Annotated in this window: 21 protein-coding genes and 1 tRNA gene; 9 read left to right on the top strand and 13 right to left on the bottom strand. The window is 55.3% G+C overall.

The window, feature by feature from the left end; all coding sequences use genetic code 11:
• Positions 1–4: 4 nt before the first annotated feature.
• Positions 5–829: a substrate-binding periplasmic protein gene (locus BEN30_RS16300; RefSeq protein ID WP_170827100.1), complete on the bottom strand. Its 825-nt coding sequence runs from the start codon at positions 827–829 to the stop codon at positions 5–7.
• Positions 830–1,217: 388 nt separating this feature from the next.
• Between BEN30_RS16300 and BEN30_RS16295 the strand changes: the two genes are divergently transcribed.
• From BEN30_RS16295 to BEN30_RS18735, 3 genes are all read left to right on the top strand, one after another.
• On the top strand, positions 1,218–1,679 hold the full coding sequence (locus tag BEN30_RS16295) for an Hsp20 family protein (protein WP_069959366.1): 462 nt from the start codon (positions 1,218–1,220) through the stop codon (positions 1,677–1,679).
• Between the two features lie 84 nt (positions 1,680–1,763).
• Complete coding sequence (locus BEN30_RS16290) at positions 1,764–2,012, top strand: DUF1150 family protein (RefSeq protein WP_069959365.1); 249 nt, start codon at positions 1,764–1,766, stop codon at positions 2,010–2,012.
• A gap of 80 nt (positions 2,013–2,092) precedes the next feature.
• Positions 2,093–2,233: a hypothetical protein gene (locus BEN30_RS18735; protein ID WP_170827099.1), complete on the top strand. Its 141-nt coding sequence runs from the start codon at positions 2,093–2,095 to the stop codon at positions 2,231–2,233.
• A 175-nt stretch (positions 2,234–2,408) separates the two neighbouring features.
• Here BEN30_RS18735 and ptsN read toward each other — a convergent pair whose 3' ends face one another.
• From ptsN to BEN30_RS16245, 9 genes are all read right to left on the bottom strand, one after another.
• The gene (ptsN, locus tag BEN30_RS16285; RefSeq protein WP_069959364.1) at positions 2,409–2,873 is read right to left on the bottom strand and encodes a PTS IIA-like nitrogen regulatory protein PtsN; all 465 of its coding nucleotides are present in this window, start codon (positions 2,871–2,873) and stop codon (positions 2,409–2,411) included.
• A gap of 45 nt (positions 2,874–2,918) precedes the next feature.
• Positions 2,919–3,500 carry a ribosome hibernation-promoting factor, HPF/YfiA family gene (hpf, locus tag BEN30_RS16280; RefSeq protein ID WP_069959363.1) on the bottom strand — a complete coding sequence of 194 codons (582 nt, stop codon included), beginning with the start codon at positions 3,498–3,500 and terminating at the stop codon, positions 2,919–2,921.
• 272 nt (positions 3,501–3,772) lie between these two features.
• The gene (gene rpoN, locus BEN30_RS16275) at positions 3,773–5,335 is read right to left on the bottom strand and encodes an RNA polymerase factor sigma-54 (protein WP_069959479.1); all 1,563 of its coding nucleotides are present in this window, start codon (positions 5,333–5,335) and stop codon (positions 3,773–3,775) included.
• A 93-nt stretch (positions 5,336–5,428) separates the two neighbouring features.
• Positions 5,429–6,178, bottom strand: a complete 750-nt coding sequence (gene lptB, locus BEN30_RS16270) for an LPS export ABC transporter ATP-binding protein (protein ID WP_069959478.1) — start codon at positions 6,176–6,178, stop codon at positions 5,429–5,431.
• Positions 6,179–6,290: 112 nt separating this feature from the next.
• A complete protein-coding gene (locus BEN30_RS16265) occupies positions 6,291–7,208 on the bottom strand; it encodes an LptA/OstA family protein (RefSeq protein ID WP_170827098.1) in 918 nt (305 codons plus the stop codon).
• Between the two features lie 17 nt (positions 7,209–7,225).
• Complete coding sequence (gene lptC / locus BEN30_RS16260; RefSeq protein ID WP_069959361.1) at positions 7,226–7,990, bottom strand: LPS export ABC transporter periplasmic protein LptC; 765 nt, start codon at positions 7,988–7,990, stop codon at positions 7,226–7,228.
• Positions 7,991–8,971: a KpsF/GutQ family sugar-phosphate isomerase gene (locus tag BEN30_RS16255; RefSeq protein ID WP_069959360.1), complete on the bottom strand. Its 981-nt coding sequence runs from the start codon at positions 8,969–8,971 to the stop codon at positions 7,991–7,993.
• 58 nt (positions 8,972–9,029) lie between these two features.
• Positions 9,030–9,653 carry a ribonuclease D gene (locus tag BEN30_RS16250; RefSeq protein ID WP_069959477.1) on the bottom strand — a complete coding sequence of 208 codons (624 nt, stop codon included), beginning with the start codon at positions 9,651–9,653 and terminating at the stop codon, positions 9,030–9,032.
• A gap of 95 nt (positions 9,654–9,748) precedes the next feature.
• Positions 9,749–9,835 (bottom strand) — tRNA-Leu (locus BEN30_RS16245).
• A gap of 138 nt (positions 9,836–9,973) precedes the next feature.
• On the opposite strand from BEN30_RS16245, the gene BEN30_RS16240 reads away from it, so the two are divergent.
• The 3 genes from BEN30_RS16240 (at position 9,974) to BEN30_RS19155 (ending at position 11,946) form a co-directional block, all read left to right on the top strand.
• Positions 9,974–10,597 carry a class I SAM-dependent methyltransferase gene (locus BEN30_RS16240; protein ID WP_069959359.1) on the top strand — a complete coding sequence of 208 codons (624 nt, stop codon included), beginning with the start codon at positions 9,974–9,976 and terminating at the stop codon, positions 10,595–10,597.
• Positions 10,598–10,670: 73 nt separating this feature from the next.
• Positions 10,671–11,702 carry a complex I NDUFA9 subunit family protein gene (locus BEN30_RS16235; RefSeq protein WP_069959358.1) on the top strand — a complete coding sequence of 344 codons (1,032 nt, stop codon included), beginning with the start codon at positions 10,671–10,673 and terminating at the stop codon, positions 11,700–11,702.
• A gap of 25 nt (positions 11,703–11,727) precedes the next feature.
• The gene (locus BEN30_RS19155; protein WP_084005654.1) at positions 11,728–11,946 is read left to right on the top strand and encodes a GDCCVxC domain-containing (seleno)protein; all 219 of its coding nucleotides are present in this window, start codon (positions 11,728–11,730) and stop codon (positions 11,944–11,946) included.
• Here BEN30_RS19155 and BEN30_RS16230 read toward each other — a convergent pair.
• The 3 genes from BEN30_RS16230 to BEN30_RS16220 form a co-directional block, all read right to left on the bottom strand.
• Positions 11,943–12,314 (bottom strand): MarR family transcriptional regulator, encoded by a 372-nt coding sequence (locus BEN30_RS16230; protein ID WP_069959357.1) that lies wholly within the window; start codon positions 12,312–12,314, stop codon positions 11,943–11,945. The genes BEN30_RS19155 and BEN30_RS16230 overlap by 4 nt on opposite strands.
• A gap of 172 nt (positions 12,315–12,486) precedes the next feature.
• Complete coding sequence (locus BEN30_RS16225) at positions 12,487–13,923, bottom strand: leucyl aminopeptidase family protein (protein ID WP_069959356.1); 1,437 nt, start codon at positions 13,921–13,923, stop codon at positions 12,487–12,489.
• Positions 13,924–14,082: 159 nt separating this feature from the next.
• Positions 14,083–16,221: a DEAD/DEAH box helicase gene (locus BEN30_RS16220; RefSeq protein WP_069959355.1), complete on the bottom strand. Its 2,139-nt coding sequence runs from the start codon at positions 16,219–16,221 to the stop codon at positions 14,083–14,085.
• A gap of 504 nt (positions 16,222–16,725) precedes the next feature.
• Here BEN30_RS16220 and BEN30_RS16215 point away from each other — a divergent pair.
• The 3 genes from BEN30_RS16215 to BEN30_RS18440 form a co-directional block, all read left to right on the top strand.
• A complete protein-coding gene (locus BEN30_RS16215) occupies positions 16,726–17,850 on the top strand; it encodes an ABC transporter substrate-binding protein (protein ID WP_170827097.1) in 1,125 nt (374 codons plus the stop codon).
• A gap of 23 nt (positions 17,851–17,873) precedes the next feature.
• The gene (locus tag BEN30_RS16210; protein ID WP_084005652.1) at positions 17,874–20,024 is read left to right on the top strand and encodes a PAS domain S-box protein; all 2,151 of its coding nucleotides are present in this window, start codon (positions 17,874–17,876) and stop codon (positions 20,022–20,024) included.
• Between the two features lie 166 nt (positions 20,025–20,190).
• Positions 20,191–22,608 (top strand): bacteriohemerythrin (locus tag BEN30_RS18440; protein ID WP_139135094.1); only part of this gene is annotated, 2,418 nt, incomplete at its 3' end.

Raw genomic sequence — 22,608 nt, 5'->3', positions numbered from 1 at the left:
AATCTCAGTGTCCATCCATTTTCTGCATTAAAGGCGTAAGAGCCTTATCAAATATAGCTTGATATGTTCCATCCGCTTTCATATCCCGTAAGGCTTGCGCCAGTTTGGGTGCCAGATGGGCGTAGTCTTGGTGTACGTACATGTACATATTCACGGACGCCAAGGGGGGTTCATGAATCCGCACGTCCAAGCCCGAAAGGCGTGCCCGGTACAAGCCCTGCCAGCGTTCATACAGCACAACGTCAACTCGTTTTTTTGCCAACATGGCGAACATTTGGTCGGGTTCCGTAACCGCAGTTTTGCTTTGTGTCGGGCTTAAGTTACGCTCAAAAATCACCCAGCCATTGATCAGGGCCACCACGTAAGGTTCTAAACTCTGCCAGCTGTCGGTGGAAAAGTTCAAATCGCGTGAGTAAGCGACAAAATCATTTTCGATCAGCCGCTCATCGACGCGGACCAGATTGGGATATTTTTTGTCCAAGCCCATAACCCGCATCGCCACGCCCTGGTCGATGCCTTCGTTGGCGTTGATCAAGGCCCGCGCAGACGCCACATAACGCTCCACGCGGCCCTTCAGGCCAATGCGTTTAAAGGCTTCGGCCACCACCAAATCCTGAAACCCGGTGCCCGCATCATTGGCATAGGGTTCACCGGTGCTGGTGTTCAAGACATACGTCTGTGGCTCCGCGCCTCGCTCCGCCCAGGCGGTGTTGTCCAAAGGGGCAAAGGCAAACAGAGTAAATGTAAAAATGGAGACGATTACGAACCAAGCCTGACCCTGCCAGAGAAGCTGAACGGAACTCAAAATCCGATGCGATCGGTTTCTCATAGTATCCCCCCTATGAACGCGGCGCATATTAAGTGTAGCGCTTTTTTTGTCATATAAACACCAACTTCGCGATTGAATACGGTGGACTTCAGGCATCTAGAATTGGAATTTTAAAGAATTCGCATGAGTGTCTATTTTATTTTAGAACGATTATCAAGAGGTAGCCGGTATGGAGGCGAAGAGATGATGGGGCAGGGTCGCAAGTTTCATCAAATGAAGAGGTCCTGAGCCAAATGTGTTCACAACCGGAAACGTTGACAGGTCAACATCTCAGGCCCACATTATCAGGGCGTTTCCCGGTGCCAACTGGGCCGGGAACGCGGTGCCCCGTTGCGGGGACCGAACAGCCATTCACAAACCGGACTCGCTCGCAGAGGAGAACCCGACTATGTCGCGTAGCATTGCCTTTAACAGCCCATTCTTGTTGGGTTTTGATCACTTAGAGCAGATGCTGGACCGCGCCGCCAAGGCGTCCAACGAAGGCTACCCCCCCTACAACATCGAACAGACTGGCGAATACAAGCTGCGCATCAGCTTGGCCGTCGCAGGGTTTTCCATGGACGATCTGGCGGTCACCGTTGAAGACAACCAGCTGGTTGTGCGCGGGCGCCCGTCGGAAGACGACAAAGAGCGCATCTATCTTCACAGAGGCATCGGCAAACGCCAATTCCAACGCAGCTTTGTGCTTGCGGAGGGGATCGAAATCATGGGCGCCGCGCTCGACAGCGGCCTTTTGCATATCGATCTTGAGCGCCCCGTCCACGAACCGGAAGTGCGCACCATCAAGATAAAACCCGCCAGCGGACAGCCCGGCGATGATGCAAAAACCATCAATGTGGACTCGCAATAAACATTTCTCATAACGACTCTTAACCGAGTGTTAGGAAAAACAGCGTTTACTGAAGGTCTAAGGCGCAACACGGAGTATGGACCAATGAACCGCTATCCGACCCACGCCTACGCTTCTATTGGCATTGATTCCGAGCAGAACCGAGCCTCTCAGTTCGATTTAGCCGCTTGGGGAATGGAGAATGTCGCGTATGTGAAATCCATCCACGTGGATGGTGAAGCTGCATACGGCATTTTTGCCGCCGATGGGACCGAACTCACCACCGTCGACAACCGAGATGAAGCCTTCGTCACCATTCGCCAAAACGAATTGGAAGCTCTGAGCGTTCACTAAGTTAACGCCAGAGGTAAATGTATGTCCAAGCTGCGTGACATGAGCGCGATGCGTAAGCCGGCGCATACCAGGTTTTGCAAATGGCCTCCAAAGTTTACAAAGCCTTCCTGGGCAGGGAAGAAGCTGCTTTCAGCAATGGGGCGCTTTCCAAAATGAACAAGGAATTGATCGCCATCGAAATGGGCGGCGGCCCCGCAACGGCACACGCTCAGTTGCTCTGATGGTAATGGTCGACGTTTTTGGCGACGCAAAATAACGGTCAAACAAAGTGAAAAAAAAGGCACGTGCTTAAAGCACGTGCCTGAGTTTTGTGGAGTTCCCGCAAACACGGGAACCTCCCCCGAAAACCTTTGATCCAGCGTCTTAAAACCGCTGAACGTCATCCATCAAACTGCATTAAGCGGCTTGGGAAGCACTCGATTCCGTCAGCAACACGAAAAGCGCCTCGTCGTCATCCGTGCCGCGCAGTTTTTCGCACACCGTTGCATCGCGCAGCAGCCGCGAAACCCGCGCCAGGGCTTTTAAGTGATCAGCCCCCGCCGTTTCCGGTGCCAGCAGCAGAAAAACCAAATCCACAGGCTGTTCGTCGATGGAATGAAAATCGATCGGCTGTTCCAAACGGGCAAACAGCCCATACAGTCGGTCCAGCGACGCCAATTTACCATGGGGGATGGCGATACCATTGCCGACCCCGGTGGTGCCAAGACGTTCGCGTTCCATCAACACATCGAAGATGGCGCGTTCGTGCTGGCCGGTCACTTCAGCAGCGCGCTTGGAAAGTTCCTGCAACGCTTGCTTCTTGCTGGTGACGCGAAGATTCGCGTCCACACCTTCGACTGAGATCAGGTCACTGATTTCCATCGCCGTTCCCTTTAAGCCTCTGTGCGCCCCCGAACACTTGCTTGCTTAGCTCGCGGCTTTGCCCGCAACGGCCGTTTGCGGGTCAATCCAACCCACATTACCGTCTTGGCGACGGTATACGACGTTTAAACCGCCGTGACCGCCATTTTTGAACATCACCAGCGGCAAGTTGCCCATATCGAGACGCATCACGGCATCGCTCACGCTCATGGTGGCAATTTCGTGGGGCATTTCGGCAACAATGGCAGGGTGGTGCTCTTCGTGAACTTCATCTTCCTCGGTCTGGCCGAGAATAGAATATTGTGCCTGGGTGACTTCGCTGTTCGCGATCGCGTGGTGGTTCACCAGTTTGCGATGATAGCGGCGCAGCTGCTTCGCAATGCGTTCCAGCGCAACGTCCAGTGCGGGGTAAGCGTCACCGGCTTCGCCGGCACCCTGCACGGTGATACCGCGTCCTGCGTGCACGGTGATGTCGGCGTGAAAGCCGCTCTGCACCTTGGAAAAAACGACAGTCGCATCAATTGCGCGGTCGAAATATTTGCTAACGGCTGTAGAAAGGGTTTCTTCAGTGTGGGTCCGCAGGGCGTCGCCCACGTCCATCTGTTTCCCCTTGACGGTGATGTCCATTGAAAAGCAAATCCTTAAGTGTTTTTTTCTGGGGTGCCGACGTGCGCTATTTTACCCGCATGTCCGCAACCAATTCAATCGGTTTGACTCAGTTCACTCCTGGGCCCGTCTCCGGGTGCCTCTTACGCAACACTCCAAGAGCGTGACCCGTTTGGCCCGGATGCGCAAAAATTACTGAGCACCCTAAGATGAGCGGAAATTAGTTCGCTCTCCTGGCGAAGTCAAGGGGTGAAGTCATGTCGTGTGTTGTCCCCTTTTCCAAGCCCTTGACCCTAAAGCCTGGATGATTTTTCCCGACGGCGTTGAACCGACGAGGCGATGCTCAGGGAATCTCTGTACTTGGCGACGGTTCTGCGCGCAACTTCAATGCCTTCGGCCTTTAAAATCGTCACAAGCTTATCGTCTGAGAGGACCTTTTTGGGGTCTTCAGCATCGACCAAATCCTTGATTCTTTGGCGCACAGCCTCCGAAGAATGTCCGTCTCCGATACCCGATCCGCCCACCGAAGAGGTGAAAAAATACTTCAATTCGAAGATTCCGCGCGGTGTGGATATGTATTTATTCGACGTCACCCGCGACACCGTACTTTCGTGCATTTCGATCACATCGGCGATATCGCGCAGCACCAGCGGTTTCAATGCCGACACCCCGTGACGGAAAAAACTGTCTTGCTGGCGCACGATTTCGCTGGAAACCTTCAAAATGGTGGTGGCGCGTTGGTGCAAAGATTTCACCAGCCAGTTGGCGGTTTGCAGACACTCTTGGATATAGCGTTTGTCTTTGTCGCTCTGGGTGGCGCGATGAATTTGTGCATAATAGGTGTTGTTGACCAGCACCCGGGGCAGGGTTTCGGCGTTCAATTCGACCAGCCAGCTGCCGTCGGGTCCGGTGCGCATCAGCACATCGGGGATCACCGGTTGGGCCACATCGTGGTTAAAGGCGCGGCCGGGCCTGGGGTCGAGTTCACGAATTTCGCTGACCATGTCGTGGATATCTTCTTCATCCACGCCACAGACCTTCATCAAGCCCTTCAAATCGCGCTTGGCCAGCAGTTCCAGATTGTTCAAAAGCGCTTGCATGGCGGGGTCCAGGCGGCTTTTTTCTTTCAGTTGCAGGCCGAGGCATTCGGCCAAATCGCGGGCAAACATACCGGCGGGTTCGACCCCTTGCAGCATCACCAGCACGGTTTCAATCTCGCTGACGTCACAGCCCAACCTTTCGGCCAATTCGTCAAAACTGCCCTGCACATAACCCGCTTCGTCCAGCATATCAATCAGGTGCACGCCGATGAGGCGCTGCATGGGGGTGTCGATCAAGATGCCCAGTTCCTGGAGCATATGATCGCGCATGGACTCTTCGCACGCCAAGGTTTGCTCAAGGCCGGGAAGGTCGTCCCCGCCATACGACACCGTACCCGTTGAAGTGCCCCAATTTTCGTAAGCACCTTCGCCGCTGGGTCCTACATCATTGGCGGGGGAATCGCTGGACCAGTCGTTGTCGATGTCTGAATCCATGGACTGTCCGCCGTCGATGTCTTGACCCGTTTCCCCGCTGCGGGTCAAGGTATCTGCGGTGTCGCCACTTTGGGCGGCGTCGATTTCACTTTGCGGCAAGGCGTCCGATGCGACTTCATTGATGCCTTCGCCGCGGACTTCGCCGGTTTCCGTGATGCCCGATTCGCCGCGTTCCAGAAGGGGGTTTTGTTCCAATTCTTGCTCGACATAGGCGCTGAGCTCGATGTTGGTGAGTTGCAAAAGCTTAATCGCTTGCTGCAATTGCGGGGTCATCACCAACGATTGAGATTGCCTGAGATCGAGGCGGGGCGTCATGGACATGTCGAACGCTCCTTCGCCAACACGCGAACTCGGGACATCCAAAACGATTTAAATCGCACTGTCGGTCTGTTCAAAGTCGAAACCATGGGTTTGTTACAGGCTAAAACGTTCACCGAGGTAAACCCGGCGGACATCTTCGTTGCCGACGATGGCCGCTGGCGTGCCTTCCATTAACATCATGCCGTTGTGAATGATGTAGGCCCGGTCAATGACATCTAAGGTTTCGCGGACGTTGTGATCGGTGATCAACACGCCGATACCGCGGTTTTTGAGATGCCCGACCAAATCGCGAATGTCGCCAACCGCGATGGGGTCAATGCCGGCAAATGGCTCATCCAACAACACAAAATGGGGGTTGGAGGCCAGGCAACGGGCGATTTCAACGCGTCGGCGTTCGCCACCCGAGAGCGCCAGGGCCGGCGTGCGGCGCAAATGGGTGATGGAAAATTCAGCCAACAAAGAGTCCAAAGACGCTTCGCGCACATGGCGGTCGGGTTCGACCACTTCCAACACGGCGCGAATGTTTTCTTCAACGCTCAAACCGCGGAAAATAGACGCTTCCTGCGGCAGATAACCAATGCCCAAACGGGCGCGACGATACATCGGCAGTCCCGTAATATCATCGCCATCCAGCACAATGCGTCCGTAATCGGGCTGCACAAGACCGGTGATCATATAAAAACAAGTGGTTTTGCCCGCGCCATTGGGGCCCAACAATCCGACCGCTTCACCGCGCTGGATGATCATCGACACGTCCGAGACAACGGGACGTTTTTTGTAGCGCTTGCCCAAGGTCTGCGCCACCAGTCCCCGCGCAGGCGCGGTATCAGCGTCTGCCACCATCTTGATGGTCGGATGATCTTTGGAAGAGCGCGTTTGTTTCATGGGTCTATTGAAACGTCCTGATCTTAAATGCGTTAGGTCATATATGACGCGGCTTGGAGCGTCCGCGGGTTTATTTTTTTCGATCCTTCGGCTCTAACACGCCATGAATCCGCCCGGATGCATCCGGTTTGGCATTTACGCCGCCTGCTGCACCCCCGGCTGTGGTGCCGCTGACTGCCGCACCGTCGCAACTGTTCAAACGACTGATACCGGTATTTAAGTCGATATCAGCGCTGCAACCATTAATTTGGTTGCCGCCGCGGATAATCTTAACCGAACCAGTCAACCGTGCAAGTCCAGTTGGCACATTATATGCAGCACGATCAGAAAATACCTGTTCGCTGTCCGTGTCAATGCGGACGTTGTCAAAAGCTTCAATCAATTCAATCTGCGACTTGCCCGCATCGCCTTTGACAAAGTGTGCGGTGAGGACTTCTGCGCGGATGCGTTTGTCCACCCGCGCCGCCTGCGCGCCACCGCGCGCAACGGCCAAGTTGCGCTGGTCCCAAAATTCCAATTGACCATTGGTGATGATGACGTCGGAGCCTGAAATCAGTTTGACCGGGTTGCCGTCTTTGAGCACCACTACGGACTTATCGACGTCGTAGACCGCGTGCCCGCCGGTGGCGATGCGCCCAGGCGATGTGATGCGCACTTGGCCAACGGCGTCCAGGCGAAATATTTCCGTGTTGCCGGTGTCGGCATCGCGATAGTAGGCGCGCAACTCGTCGGCATCGATGACCATGTCGCCCTGGGTCGCCGTGGCGGCGGGGCCAGAGGCGATGAACACTTTTTGGTCTTGATTCCATTCAATTCCACCGACGGCGTTGATGCCGATCGGCAGGCTGTCGCCCCCACCACGCAGATCCAGGCCTTGTGCCAGAACCACACCGGAACTTAAAAGGCTCAGCACCCCAGCCCAAACCACGCCGCGGCTTACACGCAAGGTGGTGTTAATAAGATCGTCAAGCCGGTTCTTGGCATGCATGGTGTATGGACTCCACTTCATTTCGCACTGCGCTCCGCGTTTTGGGACGGGTACAAGACCAACTTTGCGGGTCCGGTAAAATAAATAATGCGACCCTTGTCAATCAATTTCAGACCTGCGGAATTCAGCACGCCGAACGGACCATGGCCGACCACCGGGGTCGTGCTTTCGGCGATGTTGGTTTTAAGATCCACATTTAAGTGTTCGGTGGCGATTTCATAGCCGGTGTCGTGAAACAAATTCACGTTGCCATCCAATTCCAATTGCTGGCGCCCTTCAAAAAAGCGCCCTTTGTTGGCCGTCAACACCAGCCATGTGCCATCATCGAGCGTCAAATCGGCCTTGGGCGTTTCCAGCCGAATCAGGCCATCGATTTTATCATCGATGCGGGCCAAATCTGCGGTGATGGTATAGGGTTGGCGGTTTTCGTCGGTGCCCATATAGCGGGCATTGTCGACGCCGGACTGAGCCGATCCCGAAAGCTGCACAGACGAAAAACCGATGCGAAAGGTGTCTTCCGATTTCAGACGCGGCCAGATCACAATCAAGGCGATCAAGCCCAGGGCGAAAAACGGCAAAAGCACTTTCATCCACGCCACAAAACGCGAATAGCTGCCGCCAGAACGCAACGGTGCGCGGTGATCTTCGTCGGCCGCCCGCTCGTCGCGTCCGCCGACCAGATTGGCCGCCAGCGGGCTGGCGTCGCGATGGCGATCCGTCAGAGTTCCGGACGGGTCAGATCTGGGTGTGAAACGAGGACCAACATCTGGCGGCCTGCTCATTTAAGCGACACCGGCCCGCAGACAATCGTGAATGTGGACGATACCGACGGGTTTTCCCTCTTCGACGCAAAACAGCGAGGTGATCTTGCGTTCGTTCATGATGGCCAGCGCCTCGCTGGCAATTTGCGACGGACGCGCCGACACGCAGCCTTTGGTCATCACATCGCCGGCGCGTCGATCAATCAGGTCTTTGCTCATGTGGCGGCGCAAATCGCCATCGGTGATCACCCCAACCAGCGTGCCGTCGCCATCCAAAACGCCCACGGCCCCAAAACTTTTTTGCGTCATCACGATCAAGGCTTCGGACATGGGGGCATTTTGCCCGATCAACGGCACCTGATCACCAGCATGCATCAAATCGGCGACTTTCAATAAGCGTTGGCCCAATTTGCCGCCGGGGTGAAAATTTTGAAAATCTTGCGCGGTAAAGCCCTTGCGTTCCAACAGGCAAACCGCCAGCGCATCGCCCAACGCCAGCATCACCGTGGTGGATGTGGTGGGGGCCAGGCCCATGGGGCAGGCTTCAGGGCTGTCGGGGATGACCAAGGCGACATCGGCGGCCTCGGCCAGGGTCGAACCCGCGCGTCCGGTGATGGCGATCAAGCCAATGCGGTGTCGTCGGGTAAAGGCGATGATGTCGGACAGCTCAGACGTTTCGCCCGAATTGGACAGGGCAATGACCACGTCATCCAACTGAACCATGCCCAAATCGCCGTGGCTGGCTTCTCCGGGGTGGACAAAAAAGGCCGGCTGTCCGGTTGACGCCAACGTTGCCACGATTTTATTGCCCACATGGCCGCTTTTGCCCATGCCGGTGACGACCACCCGCCCGGTGGCGGTGTCGATCAGATCCAGCGCGTCCGTAAACGGACCGTCCAGGCTGGCGGCCAGCGCATCGAGCGCCTGAGATTCGGTCTTCAACACGCGGCGCGCGGACTCGATATCCGACGAGGCGATGGTTTTGGTCTTGCTTTGCGCCATTTTGGGATGGCTCCAACGGTGTGTTGCAAAACCCCGGCAGGCGGGGGCGAGATCGCGTTTACTTGTGGGCGAAGATATCTGTTTCTGCCCAACCCGCCAAATCCAAATCCGTGCGGGTGTGTAAAAAGTCGAAACAGCTTTGCGCCAATTGAGTGCGCCCTTCGCGGGCCAGCATCTCCATCAAACGTTCGCGCACCTCGTGCAGATATAAAACGTCCGTGGCGGCGTACAACAGCTGCTCTTCGCTCAGCGTGGCATGGCCCCAATCGGAAGACTGTTGTTCTTTGGAAATTTCCACATGAGCCAATTCCCGGCAGACGTCTTTATAGCCGTGGCGGTCGGTGTAGGTGCGCGCCAGCTTTGAAGCGATTTTGGTGCAAAACACCGGATTAGTGCGGATGCCTAAGGCGTGCTTCAAGATCATCACGTCAAAGCGCGCAAAATGAAAAATTTTAACGATCTTGGGGTCTTCCATCAGGCGTTTTAAGTTGGGCGCTTCGTTCTGACCTTGGGCGATTTGCACCAAGTGACACACGCCGTCGCCGCCCGAAAGTTGAACCACGCACAGCCGATCGCGCTTGGGGTCCAGCCCCATGGCTTCGGAATCAACGGCGATGGCGTCTTTAAACACCAAGCCATCAGGCAAATCGTTTTTGTAAAGATGTATGGTTGGGGTCGTCATATCGCGGCCTTTCCGTCCGTTTCCGGGGGGCCGCGTGCTCGTCAATCGAACCGCCCCCTCAGCTTTTCCATAACCACTTTAAAGCATTGAGAGGGTGGTGCCCAGGAGAAGACTCGAACTTCCACGACCTTGCGGTCACAGGCACCTGAAGCCTGCGCGTCTACCAATTCCGCCACCTGGGCTGACGAGACACCGACCTTGCGGCCTTTGCCGTCCGGCGCATGAACTATAGCGCTGGAAGATAGTTGTCAACAGATAACGATGAGCGGTTTCGTTTTCTTGCTCTAGGCCCGGGCTCAGGATCGGCGTAAAGTGCCGCCATGTCTTTGCGCGAACACTATGACCGTCACATTTTGCCCCATCTGATCGACGTTGCCATGCGGGCACCGATGGCGACGCGCGAACGCGAGCAACTGATTCCCCTGGCGCGGGGCCGGGTTTTGGAAATCGGTGCGGGTTCGGGCCTGAACATCGCTCACTACACATCCGACGTCAGCGCGCTTTTGGCCTTAGAGCCGAATGAAAAGCTCCGCCGCAAAGCCGCCCCCAAAGCCGCCGCCGCGCCCTTCGAAGTGGAATTCATAGCGCTAAACGGCGAAGATCTGGCCCTCGACGAGCACAGCATCGACACCATCGTCACCACCTGGACGCTGTGTTCCATCGCCGATCCAAACAAAGCATTGCAGGCTATGCGCCGGGTTTTAAAGCCAGATGGACAGCTGTTGTTTGTCGAACACGGACGTGCCCCGGACGCGCGCTTGGCGCGCTGGCAAGACCGTCTCAATCCGGCGTGGTCGTGCATTGGCGGGGGGTGTAACTTAAACCGTGGCCCCGATACGCTGATCAAAGATGCCGGTTTTGTCCTCGAAAGCCTGGAAGAAGGTTATCTGGAAGGTCCAAAACTGCTCACTTATCACTATAAGGGGGTTGCCCGACGGGCCTAGAGGGTTGAGTATTGGCGCAGAAGATACCTTTAAGTCTTCACAGCATTTCAAAAGGCTAATTTGGAGAAGCACGATGGCAGGACGTCTGGTCACGGTTTTTGGCGGAAATGGATTTGTCGGCAGGCACATCGTGCAAAAGCTGGCCCAACAAGGTGATCGCGTGCGGGTGGTCTGTCGTGACCCGGAAAGCGCCATGTTCTTGAAACCGCTGGGCGATCCCGGACAAATCGTGCTGATGAAGGCCAATGTCGCCAACAAGGCCGAGGTCGAACGCGCCGTTAAGGGTGCGGATCAAGTGGTGAACTGTGTTGGACTGCTGGCCCCGTTTGGACGCAACACCTTTGCTCGTGCTCATGTTGAAGGGGCTGGCAACATTGCCGAAGCCGCCAAGGCTGCAGGTGTCAAAGCCTTGGTGCAGGTCTCGGCGCTGGGCTCTAATCCGGATTCGCCGTCTCTCTATGCGCAGACCAAGGCACAAGCTGAAGCCGCCGTTTTGAACGCCTTTCCCGAAGCGGTGATTTTGCGTCCCTCTGTCATCATCGGCCCGGAAGACGGCTTTATGAACCTGTTTGCAGCCATTGCGCGGTGGAGCCCGGTGCTGCCGATCTTTGGCTGCTCGCTGCTGCCCACATACACAATGGAACCCGGAAACGATACCGCGTGGCGGTTCCCGACGTTTGAGTTCTGCGCCAGCGGGGGCACCCGTTTTCAGCCCGTTTACGTCGGCGATGTGGCGGACGCCGCATTGACGGCTTTGAAAAGCACCCAAGCCCACGGCAAGGTGTTTGAGCTGGCCGGGCCGAACACCTATACCTTCCGCGATCTGATGGAATTGATGCTGAAACACACCGGGCGCAAACGCTTGATCGTTCCCTTCCCCTTGCCCCTGGCAACGATTGCAGCATTTTTTATGGAATTTTTGCCTTCAAAGCCGCTCACCCGCGATCAAGTTAAGCTGCTGAAAATCGACAACGTGGTGAGTGGGGAAAACCCCACGTTTAAAGATCTGGGACTGTCGCCCCAGGGCATCGAATCGGTGCTGCCCGGCTACTTGCACAATTTCAAACCACCATCAGGGCGTCGGGTGCGCATTCGCGCGGCTTAAGGCCCCAAAGAGATTTAGGCAAGTCATGACCGTCAAGCTGACCTCGATCCTCACCTGCCCCGAATGTGGACACGTGGAGACGGAAGTCATGCCCACCGACGCGTGTCAGTATTTTTATGACTGCAAAGGGTGTGGGGCGGTGTTGAAGCCTAAGGCTGGGGATTGTTGCGTATATTGCTCATACGCCGACACCCCGTGTCCGCCCATTCAAGAAAACAAGTCGTGTTGTGGTGGGGCTAATTAACGGTCAGCGGCTTTGCCTGAAGTGGTGAGGCCCCGGGCGGCGGCAACGATCAGTTCGCCATATTCGCGCAAGAACACCGATCCGCGCACGGTGCGTTGAATCAAAACCGAACGACGGTCTTCTTCATCAACCTTACGGCGCACCAATTCCATATCGCCCAAACGATCGATGGCGCGGGTGATGGCGGGTTTGGAAACTTTGAGGCTTTCGGCCAAACCGCGCACGGTGTGGGGCGGCGGTGTCAGGTAAACGGTCAACAGCAAAGCCATTTGCCGGGCCGTCAAATCCGGAGCGTCCAAGCGCACGCTGCTGACCAGGGCACGTCGCCACAAATCCAGAGCATCGAGTTCGGAGAGTTCTACGGCCATGCGCACGGGTTTCCTTTTTGCACAAATCAATCGACGTTATTAAGCAGGTGCGAATCGATTCGTTACGATAGCGATCTATTTGTACCCGAGCGCGCGTGAAGGGGCAAGCGCTGTCTTGCTTCTCATGGGCAAAGACGGACACAGAAAAGCCAAATGTGCAGGCCTGATCCGTTTAAGATGCGTAACGATCCGTCAATGCGGCGAACAGGGCGCGCATGGACATGGCTTCGCCGCCGTCGGGTTTGCCAGCCATGGCCGCCAACGTCCAGCCCATCAAATCGATATGCGCCCACGCGATGTCTTTGCCGACGAACGCTTGCAAAAACAACGCTGCTGTAATGGCTCCGCCGTAAGGGGTGTCGGTGTCGTTGCGCAAATCGGCGATCTTGCTTTTGATTTGCTTTTTGTAGGGTTGGTACAAGGGCATGCGCCAGAGGGGGTCGGCGGTCTTAAGTCCTGCGTTCAAGATGGCCTCGGCCCAACCGTCATCGTTGCAAAACAAGGCGGGCAAATCGGTTCCCAAGGCGGACCGCGCCGCCCCCGTCAGGGTCGCAAAATCGACAATGATTTCGGGATTGTCTTCGCTGGCCAAAGCCAAAGCATCGGCCAAAATGACCCGGCCTTCGGCATCGGTGTTGCCGATTTCGACGCTGAGGCCCTTGCGCGTGGCGATCACGTCCTGGGGGCGCATGGCCGCTCCGGAGACGCTGTTTTCCACCGCCGCAATGATCACCCGCAAACGCACGTCCAGCCCGGCCACCATCACCATGGACGCCAAGCCCAGAGCATGAGCAGCACCGCCCATATCCTTTTTCATCAACTTCATCGCCGACGCGGGTTTGAGGTCCAATCCGCCGGTATCAAAGGTGACGCCCTTGCCCACCAAAGTCACCCGCGGCGCGTCTTCGCGGCCCCAGGTGAATTCGATCAAGCGGGGCGCACGGCTGTCTTCGGCCCCCCGGCCCACGGCGTAGACGGCCGGGAAATCTTCGCGAATAAGATCGACGCCGACCACCCCTTTGAAGGACGCACCGCTGGCATGGGCCAATTCTTCGGCCGCTTTGGCCAATTCCGCAGGGCCCAAATCGGACGCCGGGGTGTTGATCAAGTCGCGCACCAATTTGGTGGCGCCATAGGCCCCGCGCACGCCGTCGCGGTCTGCACCTTGGGGCCACACCAGCACCGGCATATTTGCGCCGCCGTTATCTGTGCCGTTGTCTGGGCCGTTGCCGTCATCGGTTTGCGTTTGGTAGCGTTCATAGCGATAGGACGCCAAAGCAAAGCCCAAGGCTGCGTCGTGGGCATCATCCGCACTAAGCTCGGAAACGATTTGATATTCACCGCCCGGCAGACCCGTTTGCAAACTGGCCCACGCCCACGCCCCGCCGCGATCGTCATTGCCGCCGATCACGTAGACGGCTCCAATCGCTCCGGTTGCGCCGTCGCCCGGCAACAGGGCCGTTTGTCCGCCTTTGCCTTTAAATCCAGTGCTGGCCAACCAGGCTTTGACGCCGTCCGACTGGCCGTCCAACCACGCGCCATAAGCGTCTTCGCGAACCGTGTGAACGGGCAAGGCTTTGGGGGTTGAATCGATAAAACATTTGGGCATGGGCAAGGTCCTAAACGGGAAAAGTGGGCTAACGGGAATTTAGCGTGACGGGCACCAGATCGCCAGAGGCGTGTGCAAAAAAACCGGGACTCCAAAAAACCGGAACCCAAAAAAACCGGGCCACGCGATCGCGGCCCGGTTGATGGGGGAGAAGGCCCCTTAGTCCGATTTTAAGTGCAGCTTTTTGCGTTTGATGGGGGCGGAACCCGGTTTTGCGCTTGAATGCGCGGTGGGTTTTGAAGTGCCGCCCTTAAACGTGGATTTGGACCCGCCTTTGCCACCGGGCTTGGGCTTGGGCGTGCCTTTGCCGAAACCGGAACCCGTTTTGGCCTTATAGGTCTTTTTGCCCGCAGATTTTTTATCGTCCGCAGCCTTGGATTTTTTGACCCAAGGCTTGGCATCCGCACTGGGTGCGCCATCGGTCGATTTTTTCTCATAAGGTTTCTTGTCGTATGGTTTTTTCTCATAAGGCTTCTTTTCATAAGCCTTCTTTTCATAGGGTTTTTTCTCAAATGCAGGGGCGTCCGGAGCGGCGCTGTCTTTTTCCGTAAAGGTTGGGCGCGCGCGTGCGGGACGCTCGGAGTCGTCAGACGACGCGGACCGTTTAGACTTACCGCCTTCATAAGGTTCGGGCGCATACATCTTGGTTTTGAAGGTGCGCTTTTTGGCGTACGGATTGGCGGGCGGCGCTTCGCGTTGTGCGGTGGGCGCGCCGTCCAAACGGGTCACGGTGATGGATTTTTCCATCTTGCGGGACGGTCCGATGGCTTCCAAGAAGCGATCCACACACTCCGGCGTCAATTCCACGTGGGTTTCGTTTTGTTGAATTTTGATGGCCCCGATGTCGCGTTTGGTCAAGTGACCGGCACGACACAGCGTCGGCAACAACCATCTGGGCTCGGCATTGTGTTTGCGTCCCACCGAAAGCGAGAACCACACACCGTTTTTGAAATCGTCGCGGGGCGGGCGTTGCTGTTCTTCGGGCACGGAGTCGATCAGCTCTTCCGGGACCGGCTGGTCGGTGCGCTGCAAACGCAGATATGCGGCGGCAATTTGTTCCGCGCCATGCTTGGCCAAAAGTTCTTTGGCGAACGCGATTTCATCTTCGGTCAGCGGCTCGGCCAGGACCGGAGCTTCCAAAATACGCTGATGGTCGCGGGTCGCGATTTCGTCCAACGACGGCGGCGTGGCCCAGGTGGCGGAAACGTTGGCGCTGGCCAACAGACGCTCGGTGCGTTTGCGCCAGTTGTGCGGCACGATCAGCACGCTGGTGCCTTTGCGCCCAGCCCGACCGGTGCGGCCACTGCGGTGCAGCAACGGATCCCGGCTTTTGGGAATGTCGGCGTGGATGACCAGCTCCAAATTGGGCAGATCGATGCCGCGCGCCGCCACGTCGGTGGCGATACACACCCGTGCACGGCCATCGCGCATGGCTTGCAGGGCGTGGGTGCGTTCGTTCTGGCTCAGCTCACCCGACAGCGCCACCACGGAAAAGCCGCGGTTGTTAAAGCGGCTGGTCATGTGATTGACGGTGGCGCGGGTGGCGCAAAAGACAATCGCGCTTTTGGCTTCATAATAGCGCAGCACGTTGATGATGGCGTTTTCACGGTCGTTTGGCGCAATGGTCAAGGCCCGGTAATCAATGTCGACGTGCTGATCAGATTCGGCGGCGGTGGTGACGCGCACGGCGTCGCGTTGAAATTTTTTCGCCAGCGTCGCGATGGTGCGCGGCACGGTGGCGGAAAACATCAAGGTGCGCCGCTCGGAAGGGGCGGAATCAAGGATGTATTCGAGATCGTCGCGAAAGCCCAAATCAAGCATTTCGTCGGCTTCGTCCAACACCACGCCTTTGAGGTTGGAGGTGTCAAAGGAACCGCGTTCGATGTGATCGCGCAAACGTCCCGGAGTGCCAACCACGATGTGCGCGCCGCTTTGGAGGTTTTTGCGCTCCATACGCATATCCATGCCGCCCACGCACGACACCACTTTGGCGCCGGTGTTTTCGTACAGCCATTCCAGTTCGCGCTTCACCTGCAACGCCAATTCACGGGTCGGGGCAACGGCCAGGGCCAGGGGGGCTTTGGCGTATTCAAAACGCTCAGAATCGCCCAACAACGTCGGGGCCAACGCCAAGCCGAATGCCACGGTCTTGCCCGAGCCGGTCTGCGCCGACACCAAGGCGTCTGCGTCTCTCAGTTCAGGGGCCAGAACTGCGTTTTGTACCGGGGTCAGTACGGTGTAGCCGCGCTTCGTCAACGCTTGGCCAAGCGCCGGGAGGACGCCTTCAAAATCTGTCATGTCTTTTCTTTCGGAATGCGGGTTTCGTGTGCCGGGCGACGTCTGTTTATATGAAAGATTACGTCAACGAACACACGTCGCCGCGCATAAGTGCCCGGCGCAACGGTCTCATTTGGCTGTGTTGTACAGGCGAATCGGCTGAGCGTAAACCAAATAAGATTCTCTAGGTTTGTGCCCAGGCCATAGCTGCCCTGCGTTTGGCCGACTTTTAGATCCATCGACATTACGGCGCGCGGCGAAGATTTGAATGCCGTTGCATGAGGTGGTCCCGCCCGCCCGCCGTATCGAAACGTCAGAACTATAGGTTTTGGTTGCAAATGAGGGGGAATGGAAGGGCGTTTGTCGATCTCGTAATTACATTCCATATAGTGTATAACATGCTATATTGTATGTTTAATAATTCCGATTGGCCTCGAAGATATGACCTCCTTTAGAAACGCAATCTCTCCTAAACTCAGTTTTTTTTGCATTGTTCCGCTCCTTATCCTGTTGGCTCAGACGGCTGTGAGCGCAGAGATCAAACCGGTCTATATCGGTTTTGATGGCGCGTTCGGTCTGAAAAACAGCACCTCTGCGCAGGCCATCGAAAAAGGTTTGACCATCGGCATCGCAGAGGTCAACGCGCGTGGCGGCGTGCTCGGTGGGCGACCCTTGAAGCTGTTGACCCGTGACAACCGCTCGGTGCCGGCGCGGGGCGTGGAAAACATCAAGCTGTTTGCCCAGCAAGAAGGCTTGGTGGCGGTCGTCGGCGGACGCTTCAGTCCGGTTATCCTCAGCGAGATTGATATTCTTCACGACCTCAAAGTCATCATGATGGATGCGTGGGGGTCGGCAGACGGCATCACAGAGCACACCTATAGCCCCAGCTATGCCTTCCGCGTTTCCTTGCGCGACCGCTTTGCCATGCCCGCCATGTTGCGTCATGCGCAAAAAAACAACGCAAAGCGCATTGCCCTGTTGGTGCCCAACACCGGGTGGGGACGGTCCAACGTGAATGCCGCCGAGCGCTATCTCGGTGAAATCGGATCCGACATGACAACCAAAGTCATTTGGTACAACTGGGGCGATAAAGACTTCAGCGGTTTTTACCGGATCTTTCAGGATTGGGGGGCCGACACATTGGTCATGGTCGCCAACGATATCGAGGGCTCGTTGGTGGTGCGCTATGTCGCGTCTTTGCCCGAAGATCAGCGCATGCCCATCATCAGTCACTGGGGGATCACCGGCGGTCAATTTGTGGAGGCCTGTCAAGGCGACCTTGCCAAAGTCGATTTTTCCGTGGTGCAGACCTTCAGTTTTTATAAGGCCGAGCCGACCATCCGCGCCACGTTTATGGACTGGGCAAAACGCCTCTATGGCATAGAGCGGATTGAGGACATCGATTCCCCCGTCGGTGTCGGTCACGCTTATGACATCGTTCAGATTCTGGCCCGTGCGATTGATCTTGCCAGTTCCACGAACCGACCCGCCGTTCGCGATGCCCTGGAAAAAGTAACGGCCATTAAAGGGCTGGTTCGGACCTACGACAAGCCGTTTGGACCAAATGATTACGATGCCTTGGAACAAGATAACGTGTTCATGGCGCGATATGACGAAAACGGTATCATCCGCCCGCTTGACGTCGAATAGACCTGGTGAAAGCACGCTGAAGCATGTTCTTTATATCCCTATCGCACCGCATTGCTACGGCGATACTTTTGGTCGTGATGACGTTCGTCACAAGCATTGGCGTGTTCTCCTATCTCGACATGAGAGCGGTCCTCCAGACCAACATGAATGACGCGGTCAAATTACACGGCGAATACGCATCCAATGAAGTTTCCGGCACCATCAATGGGCTCTTCGAAAGCCTGACCGGGCTGTCGAACAACACCCTTGTCGGCAATGCCTTGGTGGATGACTTGGGGCGCAATGTTTATCTGGCCAATTTTTTGAGCGGTTTTCGTCTCGTCAATGGTGTAGCGGTTCAGGTGATTTTGACGAATTTCAAGGGCAACATGATCGCCAGCAATCTCGCGGATACCGATTTGCTGATAAAATCAGAGCAGATCGCCCAATATGTTGACAACAATCAGACCGCCGCAATGCTGTTTCGTCAGGACCACGCAGACTTTGTCGCCTTCATCAAGCCGGTTCTTTTCGTCAACACCGGGTTAGCCGAAGGCGCACTGATTTACCAAGTGGCGCTGAAAGATATCTTAGATCCCAGGGGTAATCTGGAAAATTTGGATAACGCGTTGGTGGGAGGATTTGAACTGGTTGTTGAGGATCGGGTCTTGGGCGTTCAGGCTTCCGTCAACACCAGTATCACGCAGAAACAACATGCGGATATGTTTCACAATTACCCCCTTAAGCTTCCGTTCGAAGCCAAAAATTTCATCATGTCCATCCATGTTTTTGAGAATGCCAAAGCGTTTGATGCTCTTTTACAGCGGACGCTCAGTCGGCATCTCTCCATAAGTCTGGCGGCCATGCTCCTTGCGCTTATTTTGGCGATTTTGATTTCACGTTTGCTCACTTCGAGGTTGATGGAATTGGAAACTAAGGCCGTCGCCATCACGCTCTCGGGCAATGCCGCCGAGCGCTTGCCCGAAAGTGGGGGCGATGAAATTGCCAGTGTCGCCAGGGCGTTTAACGCGACCCTTCAAAGATTGGATGTCGCCTACCAAAATCTTGAAAAACAAGCTGAACAGAAACTTCACAAACTTCGCCAGGCCATCGAAGTCAGTTCAGCGGTCATCATCATGACTGATGCTGAAGGCGAGATCGATTACGTCAATCCCGCTTTTACCCAAGTCACCGGCTATTCGGAAACTGAGGCCATCGGGCAAAATCTCAGCCTTTTGGATGGTGAGTTGGATGAATCCGATGAAAGCTTACGCATGTGGGAGGTCTTGCGGAATGGAAAACCGTGGCAGGGAGAGTTTTTCAACAAGCGCAAGGATGGCACGCGCTATTGGAGTGCGGCGTCCATATCTCCCATTATAGAAGAAGACGGCCACATCAGCGGCTATGTTTCCGTTCAAGAAGACATCACAAATCGGAAGCTTGCCGAAAAGGCGTTGCAGGAAGCCAGGAATGAGGCCGTGGTGGCCAACCAGGCCAAATCGGAATTTCTCGCCAACATGAGCCATGAGCTGCGCACGCCGTTAAACTCCATCATCGGGTTTTCGGAAATGATGGATTACGAAATCAAAGGGCCGCTCTCAGACGATTATCACGAATACACCAAGCTGATCACGATGAGTGGCCGTTTGTTGCTGGAGACGGTCAACTTAATCCTGGATCTGTCGAAGATCGAAGCGGGCAAGTTGGAGTTGGAATGTGAAAACGTCAACATGGGCAAGGTTGTCGATGATGTCATCGCCACCGTGGATGTCTTGGTAAAGGCAAAAAATATTGAAGTGAAGAACCAGACGACAAACATGCACACGCTCTTTGTTGATGAATTGCGCATGAAGCAGCTGTTTCTGAACATCTTGGGCAACGCCATCAAATTTACCGACAACGGGTCGATAACGATCTTCAATCATTGCGACGACACTGGGCACAAAATTTCCATAGCCGATACGGGCATCGGCATGACCGAAGAGCAAATGGTCTTGGCCTTAAAACCCTTCCAGCAGATCCATGGTCATGCCTATGCGCGACGCTATCAGGGAACGGGTTTAGGACTTTCGCTGTCGCAAAGAATTATGGAGCTCCACGGCGGCAAAATGATCCTCGACAGCCAACCCGATGTGGGGACGACGGTAACGCTTTGGTTCCCGGCTGAATTGGGGCCGGTCAATCCAAATCAATGAAGACCGCCGCGCCAAAGTTGCTGGAACGTTGCCCAATAAAGATGATACAGTCGAGACGAATGAAGAGCTATGTAAGGGCTCATCGTGTTGTCGATCATAGTAAAATGCCCAACTTATCTCACAACTGATTGAGAAACTTAGCAGGGTGAATATAAGGGGGTGGGCGTTGCCTGGTCCGGTTAGAGTTTCCTATAACGACCCTTCGCGTATTGTGGCCCTTGTTGCGGGGGTCTTGTCGCTGTTTCTGGGCGCCATAGTCTTGTTTGGTTGGTACAGCCACAATATCCTCCTCATTCAGGTTTCCCCGGCTTTTGTTCCCATGCAGTTCAATACGGCACTGGGCTTTTGTCTTTCCGGCTTCGCGGTGGTGGCCTTCTTTTTCCACAAGCATCAGGTAACCATGGTGTTTGGCGGTCTTGTCGGTGTGATCGGGGCGTTGGCACTCATCCAATATATGAGCGGCATGAACCTTGGTATCGACGAGTTGTTCATGGAACACTACATCACGCTCAAGACCTCAAATCCCGGTCGAATGGCCCCCAACACGGCGCTTTGTTTTGTTCTTGTGGGGGCTGCGCTGGTGGTGGTCGGGCGCGCGCCCAATGCATTTTTGAATAATTTTGCGGGCGGTATTATTGGCACGCTTGTTCTCGCGCTCGGCACGGTTGCCTACACAGGCTATTTCTTTCATCTCGAAGCGGCCTATGGGTGGGGTCATATGACCAGTATGGCGGTTCATACCGCCGTTGCGTTCATGGTCATTGGTGGTGGCCTGATGGCGGCGTCTTGGACAAGAGAAGGCGCCGCGCGCCACCTTTTTCCACGGTGGTTTTCGGGGGCACTTGTCATCGGGGTTATAACGGCGACCATCGCCCTGCAGCAGGCGATGAACTTCAGCCTTGAAGAAGGTGCCGGGGTCTCGGTGCAAATACGTGATTTGGCGCAGTACCTCATCTTGGCATTTGGTGTGTTGCTTGGGGCGGCGCTGGGTTTGTCGGCATACCTGACGCAGGACGCCCATGTCAGGATGCGGCTTGTTCAGGAATCCAAACAGGACTACCAGCGTCTTCTCATTTCAGTGGCGGAAGGTATTTACGGTCTCGACAGCCAGGGTCACTGCACGTTTTGCAATCCAGCCTGTCTCAAAATGCTGGGGTACGAGCGGGAAGAAGACCTTTTGGGTCTAAGCTTGCACAATATAATCCACCATACCCACGCGGACGGAACACCTTACCCCGAAGAAGGCTGTCATATTATTGTGGCGTTTCAAGAGGGTGAGAGCGTTCACAACGACACGGAAGTTTTTTGGCGTAAAGACGGAACCAGTTTTCCCGTAGAGTATTGGTCATATCCCTTGTGGAAAGATACGGAGTTGGTTGGCGCCGTGGTGACCTTTATCGATATCACCGAACGCAGGGAAGCGGAGAAAATGGTGGTGCAGGCCAAGGAAGAGGCTGAACGCGCCGATAAGGCAAAGTCGGAGTTTCTGGCGAGTATGAGCCACGAGTTGAGAACGCCTTTGAACGCCATTTTGGGGTTTGCCCAGATGATGCAGCTTGACCCCAGGCACCCTCTCACGCCGTCCCAAAATGAACACATCGAATGCATTCTGTCCGGGGGCAATCATCTTCTGTTGCTCGTCAATGATATCCTCGATTTGGCCAGAATTGATGCCAACCAAAACCCGCTTTATCTGAAGAATACGGACGTAAATGCCATTGTGGCGGAGTGTGTGTCCTTTACAACAAGCCTCGGAACGCCGCGGGATATACGGATCATCGATCAAATAGCAGATGGTTTGCCGGTTCGTCTTCGAACCGACCCAATACGCTTCAAGCAAATCGTTTTGAACCTTCTTTCCAACGCCATAAAATTTAACAAAGAGGGCGGGACCGTGACCATCGCGGGTCGAGAAACCTCCGACGGTTTTTACCATCTCTCCATAGCGGATACCGGCGTTGGGATTTCTGAAGATAATTTTTACAGAGTGTTCAAAATGTTCAATCGTTTTGGCGAAGACGCTATGGTGGCGCAGGACGGCACCGGCATCGGCCTAACGGTGACCAAGAAATTGGTGGAGCAGCTGTCCGGACAAATCGGTTTTGAAAGCAAAAAAGATCACGGAACCACGTTCTGGATCGAACTGCCATTGGCCTCAAATGAGGAAGTTTTGATTTGGGCCAACAACCTGCAGATCGGTGTCGACGCCATAGACGAGGATCATCATCAACTCGTTATACTGGCGAATAAAATTTTCCACGAATCCAGCAATATGCAAAGTTTGAACGACGCCACCCAGGAATTGATCGATTACACCTTGTACCACTTCAGACGCGAAGAAGCGGTCATGGAAGCTTGCGGTTATCCCGACCTGGAAAACCATCGCCGTCTCCATCAAGAGCTTGCCTCTCAAGTGAGTGAAATCGTTGGCGGGTGGTACGCGAAGCAAAATCCTGAGGTGCTCCACCACCTGAGGCGGTTTTTGCGCAAATGGTTATCCGGTCATATTTTAAAGGAAGACGCCCAAATCGCTCAATACACCGAGGGGAAAGCCAAGGCTATTGCGCAGGCTTTGAGAAATTTG

Source organism: Magnetovibrio blakemorei (assembly GCF_001746755.1).
GTDB classification, from domain to species: domain Bacteria; phylum Pseudomonadota; class Alphaproteobacteria; order Rhodospirillales; family Magnetovibrionaceae; genus Magnetovibrio; species Magnetovibrio blakemorei.
Note: the sequence above shows the minus strand (reverse complement) of the source record. Positions and strands in the feature narration are given on the sequence as shown.

Bases quoted from the DNA above. Each gene is read 5' to 3' on its own strand.
- BEN30_RS16300 (WP_170827100.1), bottom strand. From the start codon at position 829: ATGAGAAACCGATCGCATCGGATTTTGAGTTCCGTTCAGCTTCTCTGG.
- BEN30_RS16295 (WP_069959366.1), top strand. From the start codon at position 1,218: ATGTCGCGTAGCATTGCCTTTAACAGCCCATTCTTGTTGGGTTTTGAT.
- BEN30_RS16290 (WP_069959365.1), top strand. From the start codon at position 1,764: ATGAACCGCTATCCGACCCACGCCTACGCTTCTATTGGCATTGATTCC.
- BEN30_RS18735 (WP_170827099.1), top strand. From the start codon at position 2,093: ATGGCCTCCAAAGTTTACAAAGCCTTCCTGGGCAGGGAAGAAGCTGCT.
- ptsN (WP_069959364.1), bottom strand. From the start codon at position 2,873: ATGGAAATCAGTGACCTGATCTCAGTCGAAGGTGTGGACGCGAATCTT.
- hpf (WP_069959363.1), bottom strand. From the start codon at position 3,500: ATGGACATCACCGTCAAGGGGAAACAGATGGACGTGGGCGACGCCCTG.
- rpoN (WP_069959479.1), bottom strand. From the start codon at position 5,335: ATGTCCATGACGCCCCGCCTCGATCTCAGGCAATCTCAATCGTTGGTG.
- lptB (WP_069959478.1), bottom strand. From the start codon at position 6,178: ATGGTGGCAGACGCTGATACCGCGCCTGCGCGGGGACTGGTGGCGCAG.
- BEN30_RS16265 (WP_170827098.1), bottom strand. From the start codon at position 7,208: ATGCATGCCAAGAACCGGCTTGACGATCTTATTAACACCACCTTGCGT.
- lptC (WP_069959361.1), bottom strand. From the start codon at position 7,990: ATGAGCAGGCCGCCAGATGTTGGTCCTCGTTTCACACCCAGATCTGAC.
- BEN30_RS16255 (WP_069959360.1), bottom strand. From the start codon at position 8,971: ATGGCGCAAAGCAAGACCAAAACCATCGCCTCGTCGGATATCGAGTCC.
- BEN30_RS16250 (WP_069959477.1), bottom strand. From the start codon at position 9,653: ATGACGACCCCAACCATACATCTTTACAAAAACGATTTGCCTGATGGC.
- BEN30_RS16240 (WP_069959359.1), top strand. From the start codon at position 9,974: ATGTCTTTGCGCGAACACTATGACCGTCACATTTTGCCCCATCTGATC.
- BEN30_RS16235 (WP_069959358.1), top strand. From the start codon at position 10,671: ATGGCAGGACGTCTGGTCACGGTTTTTGGCGGAAATGGATTTGTCGGC.
- BEN30_RS19155 (WP_084005654.1), top strand. From the start codon at position 11,728: ATGACCGTCAAGCTGACCTCGATCCTCACCTGCCCCGAATGTGGACAC.
- BEN30_RS16230 (WP_069959357.1), bottom strand. From the start codon at position 12,314: ATGGCCGTAGAACTCTCCGAACTCGATGCTCTGGATTTGTGGCGACGT.
- BEN30_RS16225 (WP_069959356.1), bottom strand. From the start codon at position 13,923: ATGCCCAAATGTTTTATCGATTCAACCCCCAAAGCCTTGCCCGTTCAC.
- BEN30_RS16220 (WP_069959355.1), bottom strand. From the start codon at position 16,221: ATGACAGATTTTGAAGGCGTCCTCCCGGCGCTTGGCCAAGCGTTGACG.
- BEN30_RS16210 (WP_084005652.1), top strand. From the start codon at position 17,874: ATGTTCTTTATATCCCTATCGCACCGCATTGCTACGGCGATACTTTTG.